An 11,957-nucleotide genomic window follows, 5' to 3' on the forward strand; every position below is an offset into this window, starting at 1 on the left:
TTATTTTGAGCAACTGAATTTCAAAGACACACGACAGAACTTTGGTATTAGATACCTGGCGATTTTCTCATCAACGATCCGACAGACATTTTGTATAGCCTCAAGGAATCTGACAGCCAACGAGTCTGACGGCAACACCAACCGGATGGGGGCCAATATAGATTGACCGATAATAGGCTCTAAAAACCCTTCTGTTGTCACTTTGGCCTGTTCAAAAGGATCTTTAAAGCGGTGAACGTCCGCTCTGGTAAAGTTATGCACATCAATGCAATCATGCTCCCAACGCAATCGAGTGGTCGATTTTCGCTTCAGGAACATATAGACCTTATTCAAAAGTACTAAAGGCATCTTCAACAAATTTATTGCCAACGCACCAAACCAGGTAGGCTCGCCAATGATCACTACCTGGCCTCCTGGCTTTAGCACCCTATGAACTTCTATTAGAAACTGATCTGGGTGAGGAAGGTGATGAAGAAATGCACAGCCAACAATGAGCTCAACACTATTATCATCAAAAGGCAGTCGTATCATATCGGAAACACACGTTTCTATGTCAGCTCCAACGTTCCGGGCATTCTCGAGGGCAACATCAAGACTCACTTTACTGATATCAACGGCGATGACCTTATCATACCAGCCTGTAGTCGCCAGATTCACTGCCAGATTCCCCGTTCCAGCACCGACATCTACCACTTTACCTTCCTTCTTCAGTGGATTGACAGCGACCCGCTCTAACTCAGAAATCAGCTTCTTTCTGGTCGATGGGGTAAAACTCACCCCCATTCTTTCATCGTATGTCTGAGCTTCTACCTCATCATGGAATCGCCGGTTAGTATTCAAGATCCGATCAGTATCTACATTCAATTTCACAACACACTCCATTGCGTTTATAGCGGAAATGATTGCTTTCAGTATCGGACGTTATCCTTTTATTTTTACCTTATCGGAATTCATAAATATCTTGTAAGTACCCAACCCTATGACCGGATACCTAGTGCAGGGAAGCGTTAATACCCATACCGTTCACACTGAGCAGAGTCGAAGTGTGATGCTTCGATCCTTCGACTCCGCTCAGGATGAACGGGGATGTATGTCTTATAACGCTTGGCTGCACTAGTGCGACATGAATAATTTAATACTGCCGTCTTCTTGGTACGCAAAGGTAGTGTATGGATCTTTACGATCTCCATACTCCATACCGGGAGACCCCATGGGCATGCCCGGTACCGTCAGACCTCGAAAATCGGGTTTCTCTGTTAGCATTTTCAAAACATCCGAAGCGGGTACATGACCCTCCACAGCATAATCACCAACAAATGAGGTATGACAGGAGCCTGCACCATAGGGAATATTGGCCATCTGTTTATACTTGCCCATATCCTGTGCATTGTGGACTTTCACTGTAAAACCATTCTCTTCCATATGCTTGACCCAATCAGAACAGCAACCACAGGTGGGTGATTTGTAAGTGGTCACAATCGGTAGAGCCTGCTGCGCAGATACGAAGGGAGTCATTGCCAGCGTCATTGAAGCCAGAGATAGAGCAAGTCTATTTTTCATATTTAAGACCACCAAAAATTCTTTAATCCATTACTCTCAAAAACAGTGCATTCAACTTACCGCTTCATTGAGATATTTATTCACTCTTTCTTCGTTGTACAGAAACAGGACGCCACAGGCAATAAAAGAAAAGCTGCAACCAATCCAGGCCGTTAAGGAAACACCCAGCTCTGTGGGCTGCCCATGATTGCTGCCAATAATTAACAGCGAAGGGAAAATCAAACTGGTAACAGAACCCGCCAGTTTCACATTCAAGCTTTGCAGCCCAAAAAAGGTGGCTTCTTTATGCTCACCCGTACGACGGGTGTCGGAAAGTGTAATATCAGTCATCATGGCTGCTGGAATAATGCTCGTTACTGCAATAGGAATTGCACCCAACAACACGATCAAGCCCGCCAGTACCAATGGATAAGTCACTGAGGGCGCAAAAGGAATCATGGAAAACACTGCCCCTTCCAGCATCAAGGCAACGACATAGATATGCTTCTTAGGATAAAAACGGGTTAAACGAACCACCAGTGGATACAGGGCAAAACTGGCAAAGAACATCGCCACCATAAACGGTGTTGCCCACTGTTCCTCCAAACCAAGCAGCATGGTTACATAATAAACGGCACCGGTTTCCAGAAAGTAGGTGGCCATCAACGTCAAACAATTCACGATGACAAAGACCCTGAAGTCTTTGTTCTTTAATGCTTCTCCCATAGATTCCAACGCGCCCTTGCTGGCAGAGCGCCCATGACAATCCCGACGTTCATCAATCACCACCAGCGGTACAAACATGCAGATCGTGCCCAACAATGCAAAGCAAACCACAATCAGCTGAAGCGCCTCAATAGAGGTCATTCCATGACCTTCCAGAATCCCTTTAAAAAACCACAGGGTCTGACCGACACAGAAAGCGACGCCCCAGGCAGCAGCACTCATCATCGCCAGAAATACCCGATCATCTGCCGTCTTTCCTAACTCAGGAATCAATGCACCGTAGGGCACCACATACAGCGTCATGAACAGATAAAAAAGCAGAACACTGCCTGCCACCCAAATAATGTTCAAGGAGGATGCGACATCGTCCGGTGGAAAAAAGGTTGCCACTGACGTCAATGCAAAAGGCACAAAACCAATCATCATAAATAAGCGACGTCGGCCAAATCGGCTTTGTGAGCGATCACTCAGGTTAGCAATATAAGGACTGGAAAACGCATCAAGTACACGACTGATTGCGGTGATGATACCCAGTGCAGTCAGCCCAAATAGAATGGGAATACGCGGAAGCAACTCCGGAATTTCTGTCTGGCCTTCGACCACCGGCGGAAAATAAAAGTAACTCAAAACAATCCCCATCGAGAATGCCGTGAGTGTCGAGCCAAAATGACCAAAGGAAAAAAGCACCAATCGCCACTTGGGTATACGAGGTAGCGGCGCTCTAACACCGCTTTCTATTACTGCCATATGTTCTAGTTATTATACTGAGTAGTGTACAAATGGAATCGAAAAATTCTGGCTCTATACCCAAAGTATTTCAAGTCCCTATGCGGCGGCAAGTAACCGAAGTCTTTAGGACCTCGGTTCCCGTGAGCCTACAATGAGTAGGTGATCGGGATGAGCGGACGCAGCCAAAAAAGTAGCTGCTTGAACGGGTATATGAATACCTTATCAGGCTATTGATTGTGTCATCTCTTTTGCCGATACGGGCTCTTCCACCAGATCATCAAGATGTTGATTAACACGATCTTCGTCGTAAAACTTCAAAGCAATGGCAGCGATAAAGCAGAAGCCTGCGCCAACAAATGCTGTAATGGAAACCCCCAGAGTGCTTGGTGCGCCACTACTGCTGCCAATAATCAACAAAGATGGGAAAACCAGACTGGTAACAGACGTTGCCACTTTAATATTAAAATTCATGGCACCAAAGAAGACACCTTCCTTATAACTGCCAGTTCGATTGCCATCGGAGCGAGCAATATCCGCCATAATTGCTGTGGGGAGAATGCTATTGATGGCCGTTGGAATCGCCAATAACAGAATCAGCACCCAACCAGTCAAAGCAGCATCGGGTAGAACGGCACACAATGGCAGCAACGCAAATAATAAACCATGCAGCGCTACCGCAAAAATCTGCATATTACGTTTAGAGATTTTTCGGGTCAGTTTGACCACAAATGGGTAGCAGGCAAAACTGCAACCAAACATGACGATCATGATTAATGATGCTGTGGCTTCATCCAGCCCCATTAACATCGTCACGTAATAGATGGCGCCAGTTTCCAAAAAGAACGTCGCCATAAAAGTAACTACGTTGGCAATGGTAAATACTCTGAAATCCGGATTTTTAAATGCGGATCTCATCGCCCCGAACACAGGTTCAGAGCAGGTATTTCCTTCACAGTACTTGCTCTCATCAATCGCCAGAATCGGCACCAGCATAGCCAGTGCACCCAGAAATGCGAACAGACCAGCACAGATTCTGATGGCCGTCATAGCATCCATCCCTGATGCTTCAAGCACATCTTTGATCACCCAGATCAATTGCCCTGTTGCAAAAGCCAATGCCCAGGCTACCGAGTTGGCTGTTGCAATAAAAACACGATCAGCAGAGGTTTTTCCCAGCTCCGGAATCAGCGCCGTATAAGGCATGACGTACATGGTCATAAACAGATAAGCGAGAATACCAAACACCACAACCCATATTGCATTGGTGATGGTTGGCACCGTATCTGGTGGTGTAAAAATTAACACCGAGCAAATTGCAAAAGGCACGAGAGAGAACGCCATAAAAATACGACGACGGCCAAATTTATGCACCGACCGGTCACTCATATTGGCAATGATTGGATCGGTAACGGCATCAAACAAACGGGAAAGGGCAATAATAAGGCCGAGTAACGTCAGCCCCATAAATACCGGTGCTCTGGTAATTAATTCGGGTATCGGTTCAACACCATCGATCACTGGGGGAAAGTAGAAGTAATTGATCACTGACATAAAACAGAATGCTGTCAGCATCCACCCAAAATTACCAAAGGAGTACAACACCAACCGCCATCGTGGCACTCTCATTGTATTTTCCATCACTTATCCCCCATCCCGCTGTTATTTTTATTGTTAGGAAATGGCTAGCTTTCTGAGCACAAACTCGCATTATTCTGCTTTGATTGCAAAGTACCACGTCGTGCAATTTGCTGTTGTAGCCAATAACCGGAATCTTTGATGGTGCGCCGGCCACTGTCAAAATCCACATGGACCAGACCAAAACGGGTGCTATAGCCCTTGGCCCATTCAAAGTTATCAAGCAATGACCAGGCAAAATAGCCACGGACATCAACGCCATTTTCTTTCGCTTTCAGCACTTCCTGAATATGAGTTTTCAGATACTGTACGCGAGGATCGTCATTCACCTGACCGCCACGCTCTTGATCAAAGTAAGCAGCACCGTTTTCAGTGATGTACACTGTCGGATTGCCGTACTCTTCCTTCATCATCGTCAATAGTTGGCTGAACCCTTCCGGATAAATCTCCCAATCCATTGCCGTGTATTGATATGGGTCTGGCTCTGGTTTTCTGGGAACAAAGGAACCTCTCAATCCAGGTACCAGACGATTGCCTTTTACAAATTCTCGGCTGTAATAGTTAAGACCTGTGAAATCTGTGGGTGTTTGAATAATATCAAAATCCCCTTCTTTTACGGGCGGACGAAACCAGCGAAACCGTTTCCACATTACCTCGGGATACTGACCTTTAAAGACCGGATCAAAAGCAATGCCATTCATAAAAGCATTGGCTGTTTTTTCTGCATCCCGATCAATCGGCCGCGTACCTCTGGTGTGCATGGGTGTATAACTCAGAGTCAAACCGGCCTGCGCCTCACAGTCTTCACTGCGTATGGCCTGCATCGCCAAACCATGACCCAGAAGAATATGATGCATGGTGCGCCAGAAGACCCATGGATTCCGTTTACCGGGAGCATGGTGGCCAAACAGATGGCCAAACGTCGCGTGCTCCCAGGGTTCATTGACGGTAATCCAGTTTTTAATGCGATCACCAAAATGATTAACGACAGTCCTTGTGTAATCAGCAAAGTGATAACAGGTGTCACGACCGGCAAAACCGCCGGTTTCCTTATACAGCGCTTCTGGCGTATCCCAGTGAAAGAGTGTGGTAAACGGTGTAATACCCGCTTCCAGTAAAGAGTCCACAAGGCGATCGTAAAAGGCCAGCCCTTTCGGATTAACTTTTCCTTTGCCTTCCGGAAATATTCGTGACCAGGAGATGGAAAATCGATAAGCGTCAATGGAAAGCTGCTTCATAATATCCACATCTTCCTGATAACGATGGTAATGGTCACAGGCAATATCGCCAGTGTGACCATGATCAATCTTGCCCGCTGTATGACAAAATGTATCCCAAATGCTTGGGCCACGGCCATCTTCAGCGACGGCACCTTCAATTTGATAGGCAGCGGTCGCGGTGCCTATCAGAAAATCATCAGGAATGTTGAGATGATCAGACATATGCATGCAACGACGTATTTTATAGTTATGTTGTCTTCATCATCTGACCATCATCGTATAATGTCAACACAAACCTGAACAACATTCATCTTTTATTTATATTCTGGTAAACAGTCCCGATGAGCATCTATCAGGTCGTCACAGAAAGCGTCTGCCCCATATTTCTCAACAACATTTTAAACGACGATAGCAGCTTTCTGCTCTCAGCCTCTTCCGTCATTAAACAAAGTCGGATGGTGTTTCCTGCCAGATGCGTCATCAGCAATGCATAGCTTTCCAGCTCTGCCAGCTTGCTCTCATCCACAAAAGGGGACAGGGCTTCCATAATGATGCCCGCAGAATCGCGACTCACCTGGAGCTCACTGTTATTCATGACTTTGTCAGAGGCCAGACCATACCAAATATCAGTAATCACCGGTTCTGATTTATACCACTCGTAATATTCATCCAACATTTGCTCAAGAGCATCAAAACCCTGATCCAGATTTTCAATACCCGACAGCGACACCCTAAGCAACTCATTGGTGGTATCGATATATCGCTTATCCAGCGCCTGAAGAATGGCCCGTTTGTTGGGAAAGTACTGGTAAATCGAGCTTGGTGTGACCCCTGCCCGATCCGCCAGTTCGTGGATTTTCAAACCACCTGCCCCTTTTTCGCTGACGATATCGCGGGTGGCATTTAATATCGCATCCACCCGGGTTCTGCTTCGCTTCTGACTTGGATTTCGACGAGCTTGTTTTTTAACAGGAGCAGCAGCTTCACTCATAAGTTCACGTTCTCGATTATTCTGCCAGAGCTTCCAGCTGAGGCTTCACTGTTTGTGGTGATACATGTGATGAAAAATGTGGTGATAAATCTACACGTCCTGTGACTATGAGTCGATGCTCAACTTCACCAAAACGCTCATTACTGATTTTCACCAACCCTTCGCCACTTAAACCGGTAGTTTTCACCCAAAACGCCACTCCACCGCCAACCAGAGCAATATGCCCCGGCCCAATGACTTCAATAGGCCCCTTGGTTGAAATCGACAGCACATCATTGGCATAGGGCATAACATTGTCACCTTCATCGACACATCGAACCACAAAGCGGGTGACGTCGTAAGTTGCCTCTTCCTGCAAGGCTGTATCGTCTACCTGAACATCAAGTCGCTGCTCAAAGGACTGCAAACAACTCTGCTCACAGACCTTCTGATTATTCTGGTAACCCTCTATTCGAAAAGTAGTTGCCGAGTCACCCCAGCCGCCAACGTATTTACTGTAAAGTGCCACGCCATCACTGAGCTGCATTCGGTTCTTTTTCAATAGATACAGCATTTTCAGTTTGCTCATCAAAGACAAGCTTTCAATACCAACCCTGCCAACTTCAATGAGAATTTCTTTTATCAGTCGACTGTCTTTTTTGCTGAAAGTCTCATTTTCTTCTATCAGATTGCCAATCAGGTTATCAATAATAATGGGCGGATTGGGTACATGGGGATATTGCTGTCTGGCCGGATAAAACGTCTCGATGAATTGGTCATTCTTATAGAGTTTTATGTATTCACAGTTCGTGAACACATGCACATCACTTAATTCACTGCCGGGATAGTCTCCCATCCGCATATTGCTCAACACCTGCAAATAGGGGGTTTCATTTTGCTGAGCCCCATAAGTTGCCGCGGCATACTTTGGAATACGGAACATATCCATCACACCGTGGTAACAGATGCGATCGCCACTGCCAAAATCTTTATGGGTGTTGTAATCAAACATGCACCAGCCAATGGCACCGCTGATACCCTCATCGGCATACATGGCATCCAAAACCCTCAGGTGTCTCAGTGCGTGCTCTAACCGATGCTCTTGCGAATCAAAGGATTTGGTTGGGAACATATGCCCATTGTGTTCCGTCACCAAATAAGGGGCTTTATGGCCGACGACCGATTCGGGCTTGTCCAGCCCTCGCGTTTGTCCATTATGGACAAAGTCATTGTAGGTGTAGACATCTTCAATAAGATGGCTGTCTTTACGACAACGAACACCGCCCGTTGGTCGTGTATCGTCCAACGTTTTGGCGATACGCTGGGTCATCTCATAGAGTTCATCACAATCTTCGGATTCATTAATTCGGACACCCCAGATAAAAATGCTGGGCCGATTCCAATCCCGGCGAATCATCTCTTTCACATGCTGTCGTGTAATATCCCACCACTCACCTTTGTCACCAATGTGCTGCCAACCCGGAATTTCATTAAACACCAGCAAACCCAGCTCATCGCAACGATCCAGAAAATGTTGACTTTGGGGATAATGAGAAAGTCGCACCGTATTCAACCCCAGCTCATGCTTCAGAATCTCAGCATCTTTATACTGGGCACGCTTTGGCATGGCATAGCCCACATACGGAAAGGACTGGTGTCGGTTTAAACCGCGAATTTTCAGCAGCTGGCCATTCAGATAAAAACCATTCACCCGGAATTCCACTTCACGAAAACCAAAGCGATACTGGCTCTTATCCAACAATAATCCGTTGTCGTACAACTGGATAACCAGGTCATACAAGTGTGGATTCTCGGTGTCCCAGAGCTCGACATTTTCTATCTTTTGTTGTATTTCAACCTGCTGAGTTAGCTCGCCATTCAGCAAAATAACACTTTGAAACTGATCCACAAGAAGATCGTTTTTCAGTAGGGAGCACTGAGCCGTGATCGCTGAATTTAATCCAGTTTTATTCTCAAGATAGAGATCCAAATCCAACAATTTTTCAGTATTGAGTACATTCCGGGTTCGAACATGGCAGTTCTCGACCATCACCGGGCCGGTAAACTCCATCCAGACTTCCCGGTAAATCCCCCCGTAGGTCAGATAATCCACTACATAACCAAAGGGTGGGATCTCCTTGCGCTCGCGGGAGTCCACATAAACCACCAGCTGGTTATCCTTGCCATATTTTAAATAGCGGGAAACATCGACGTTGAACGGCGTATAACCACCTTTGTGTTCCGTCACAAAATAGCCATTAAGGAAAAGGCGAGCATAGGTCATCACCCCTTCAAAATGCAGAATTGCGGGCTGACCTTTTAGGTTAGATTCGACGTGAAGTGTCTTACGGTAACAACTTTCAAACTGATAGCTTTTTTCATCGAAGTTGTTGTATGGCAGCTCTTTATTGGTGTGGGGAATCTGCACAAGCTCAAAGGTGCTGTCGTCATAAGCCGGCGATATAAATTCTTCTTTAAAATCGGGGCAAAACTTCCAGTCAAAATTAAGGTGCTGGATAACTCTCATTTCTCACCTGCCATGGTACTTACTTTATTAAATTTTTATCTCATTAATACTCGGGGAAATGTGTCATGATATCAATACAAACATGAATAATATTCAGATTAATAACACTTAGACCTTTCGCAACTGAACTTAGCAACCAATAGATTCACGTAAATTCTCTCTCTACTGCTGGTTCAAAACACCGTTTCCCGCTAACATCGCCAACAGTAGCAAGGATATGAAAATAACAACCGGCAGTACAAACCATGACCGAATACTTAATGCCTGCAAAGTATGCCCGTTTGATTCTCAGGGTTGCCCAGGAGCAGGGTTACGATGTTCATGAGTTGATTGAAGATGCAGGGCTGTCGTTTAATCCGCTGGAGTTAGCGCCAGATGAAAGTTTTGAAATACCCACATTGACGTTCAGCAAACTGTTTCGCCGCATCTCCGATATCTTACAAGATGAAGCTTTTGGCCTCAGCACTGATTTTAAAGTACCTCCTGGCACTTTCCGAATTCTCTGTTACACCATTATTCACTGCAACACGTTGCGAAAAGCCATGGATCGAGCCACTGAGTTTGCATCTATGATTTACGGTTTCCATGGTCTTAACATCAAACCTATGCCTCCTTATAAGCAACAAAAAGGCAGTGATGATGCCACACTGGTTTATTCTACTGCTGCGAACCTATTCAATTCGGATATCAACCTGGAAAAACAGCTGCAAATTGTTAACAGCCTCTCCATGTGGCACCGATTCTGCTGTTGGCTGATTGGCAGCCAGATTATCATTAAGCAGGTGAACCTGATGGGACCACCTCAAAACGACTTTATTGGCCATCGATATTTCGACTGTCCGGTGCTCTTCGAACAGCAAGAGAACTCGCTGATCGTTAGCGCCTCAATACTGGATGCGCCATTGGTGCATAATGAAGATTCTCTTGAGGCCTTTCTAAAAACGGTCCCCTATCAACTTCTGGTCATTGACGAAGAGCAGAACTGTGAAACTGTCATCTCTCGTATTCGCTCAGTGTTGGGCAATAACTTTACTCGTAGCTTGCCTACCTTTGATGAAATGGCAGAGCTATTGAATATTTCTTCTCGAACATTGCGTCGTCGACTGGAAAATGAAGGCACTACTTATCAGAAAGTGAAAGATGAATGTCGCCGTGATGCGGCCATTGACTATTTGAACCGATCCAGTCTGACAATCAACTCTGTAGCCGCGTTGATGGGGTACGATGAGCCGAGTGCCTTTCATCGCTCTTTTAAGAAATGGATGGGGATGACGCCGGGGGAGTTTCGAAGAAAGCAATTTACCTGAACCACAGCTCTTTAAATCCATTAACAAGCTCCGATACGGGAGCTGTATGTTATATACATATTGTTCGCAGACAAGGTATCGGCGAACAAGATTGGATTCATTCCCAAGTGGTCAAACTATAGGGAAAACAGAGGACGCCCTGTTAACCCCTTCCCTTTGGAATTTAGAACTTCTCTAACGTTGCATACCGACCATAATGAAAATGGGCATCACCAAGCAGCAGTTGAGCAACCCGGGCTCGCTTCAGAAAGAAACCAATTTCAAACTCGTCGGTTACCCCAATACCACCATGCAACTGCACCGCTTCATTGGTGACCAACTCAGCCGTTTCAGAGATTTTCGCTTTAGCTGCACTGACCAAAGCAGGTGCTTTATCTTTTCCAGACTCCAATGCATGGAGGGCATCCATCAACAAGGATTTACACAGCTGAATCTCTGTATACATATGAGCGGCCCGGTGCTGAAGCCCTTGAAAGGTACCAATCAACACACCAAACTGTTTGCGTTCTTTCAGGTATTCGATGGTTCGCTCAAAAGCTTCCTGAATACTGCCAAACAGTTCTGCCGACAAACAGATGCGAGCCACATCTAACGCTTTATCTAATGGTTCAAAGCCCTCATCAACTTGCCCGATCAGTGCACTATCGGACACCTGAACATTATTCAGTTCGATACGAGCGTAATTCCGGCTATCGGTCAGATGAGTACGGGTAATCTGTAACCCAACAGCTTGTGCATCCACCAGAAATAAACTGATACCCTTTTGATCACTGGATTGCCCAGAGGTTCTGGTTACAACAATCAGCTGATCGGCCACATGACCATCCATTACCAGCGTCTTACGACCATTAATAACAAAACCATTGTCGTTTTTTTCAGCTTGGGTTGTGATGGTTGTCGGGTTGTGGCGTACGCCTTCTTCCAGAGCCAGGCTCACCAGAAGTTCACCCGCTGCAATGGATGACAGTAGCTCTTGCTTCTGGGTTTCATTCCCGGCATTGAGAATCACCGAACCCGATAGCGCCACCGTAGACAGCACCGGAGATGCCACCAGCGTACGGCCAAATTCCTCCATCGACGCTGCCAGCCCTTTAACACCAAAGTCAAAACCACCGTAAGCTTCCGGGAAAATGATTCCTCCCCAACCCAATTCAATCATCTGCGACCAGATGTCTCGTGAGAAGCCGGTTTTATCCTTTGAATCCCGCAGCTCCCTCAGGCTTTCCACCGGACTATTGGCCTGAACGAAATCTCTGGCGGTGTCTTTCAGGGAGCGTTGCTCTTCATTAAATGCTAAAGACATG

At 46.0% G+C, this 11,957-nt stretch carries 9 protein-coding genes; 1 reads left to right on the forward strand and 8 read right to left on the reverse strand.

Annotated features, from left to right (window positions below; genetic code table 11):
* From Q1B11_RS03620 to Q1B11_RS03650, 7 genes are all read right to left on the reverse strand, one after another.
* Complete coding sequence (locus Q1B11_RS03620) at positions 1–870, reverse strand: class I SAM-dependent methyltransferase (protein ID WP_299727635.1); 870 nt, start codon at positions 868–870, stop codon at positions 1–3.
* Between the two features lie 243 nt (positions 871–1,113).
* A complete protein-coding gene (locus Q1B11_RS03625) occupies positions 1,114–1,560 on the reverse strand; it encodes a DUF411 domain-containing protein (protein WP_299727638.1) in 447 nt (148 codons plus the stop codon).
* 51 nt (positions 1,561–1,611) lie between these two features.
* Positions 1,612–3,012, reverse strand: coding sequence for an MFS transporter (locus tag Q1B11_RS03630; RefSeq protein WP_299727641.1), 1,401 nt, complete (start codon positions 3,010–3,012; stop codon positions 1,612–1,614).
* A 204-nt stretch (positions 3,013–3,216) separates the two neighbouring features.
* Positions 3,217–4,632 (reverse strand): MFS transporter, encoded by a 1,416-nt coding sequence (locus tag Q1B11_RS03635; protein WP_299727645.1) that lies wholly within the window; start codon positions 4,630–4,632, stop codon positions 3,217–3,219.
* A 44-nt stretch (positions 4,633–4,676) separates the two neighbouring features.
* Entirely contained in the window at positions 4,677–6,071 is a 1,395-nt protein-coding gene (locus Q1B11_RS03640) for a GH1 family beta-glucosidase (protein ID WP_299727648.1), read from the reverse strand.
* Positions 6,072–6,201: 130 nt separating this feature from the next.
* Positions 6,202–6,840, reverse strand: coding sequence for a TetR/AcrR family transcriptional regulator (locus Q1B11_RS03645; protein ID WP_299727651.1), 639 nt, complete (start codon positions 6,838–6,840; stop codon positions 6,202–6,204).
* Between the two features lie 16 nt (positions 6,841–6,856).
* Positions 6,857–9,346 carry a glycoside hydrolase family 2 TIM barrel-domain containing protein gene (locus tag Q1B11_RS03650; RefSeq protein WP_299727654.1) on the reverse strand — a complete coding sequence of 830 codons (2,490 nt, stop codon included), beginning with the start codon at positions 9,344–9,346 and terminating at the stop codon, positions 6,857–6,859.
* A 245-nt stretch (positions 9,347–9,591) separates the two neighbouring features.
* Between Q1B11_RS03650 and Q1B11_RS03655 the strand changes: the two genes are divergently transcribed.
* Positions 9,592–10,653 carry an AraC family transcriptional regulator gene (locus Q1B11_RS03655; protein ID WP_299727657.1) on the forward strand — a complete coding sequence of 354 codons (1,062 nt, stop codon included), beginning with the start codon at positions 9,592–9,594 and terminating at the stop codon, positions 10,651–10,653.
* A 163-nt stretch (positions 10,654–10,816) separates the two neighbouring features.
* Here Q1B11_RS03655 and Q1B11_RS03660 read toward each other — a convergent pair whose 3' ends face one another.
* A complete protein-coding gene (locus Q1B11_RS03660) occupies positions 10,817–11,956 on the reverse strand; it encodes an acyl-CoA dehydrogenase (protein ID WP_299727660.1) in 1,140 nt (379 codons plus the stop codon).
* Between the last annotated feature and the right edge of the window lies 1 nt (position 11,957).

It is taken from the genome of uncultured Endozoicomonas sp. (assembly GCF_947495845.1).
GTDB lineage: Bacteria > Pseudomonadota > Gammaproteobacteria > Pseudomonadales > Endozoicomonadaceae > Endozoicomonas.

Coding starts and splice junctions, on each gene's coding strand:
- Q1B11_RS03625 (WP_299727638.1), bottom strand. CDS start 1,560: ATGAAAAATAGACTTGCTCTATCTCTGGCTTCAATGACGCTGGCAATG.
- Q1B11_RS03630 (WP_299727641.1), bottom strand. CDS start 3,012: ATGGCAGTAATAGAAAGCGGTGTTAGAGCGCCGCTACCTCGTATACCC.
- Q1B11_RS03635 (WP_299727645.1), bottom strand. CDS start 4,632: ATGGAAAATACAATGAGAGTGCCACGATGGCGGTTGGTGTTGTACTCC.
- Q1B11_RS03640 (WP_299727648.1), bottom strand. CDS start 6,071: ATGTCTGATCATCTCAACATTCCTGATGATTTTCTGATAGGCACCGCG.
- Q1B11_RS03645 (WP_299727651.1), bottom strand. CDS start 6,840: ATGAGTGAAGCTGCTGCTCCTGTTAAAAAACAAGCTCGTCGAAATCCA.
- Q1B11_RS03650 (WP_299727654.1), bottom strand. CDS start 9,346: ATGAGAGTTATCCAGCACCTTAATTTTGACTGGAAGTTTTGCCCCGAT.
- Q1B11_RS03655 (WP_299727657.1), top strand. CDS start 9,592: ATGACCGAATACTTAATGCCTGCAAAGTATGCCCGTTTGATTCTCAGG.
- Q1B11_RS03660 (WP_299727660.1), bottom strand. CDS start 11,956: ATGTCTTTAGCATTTAATGAAGAGCAACGCTCCCTGAAAGACACCGCC.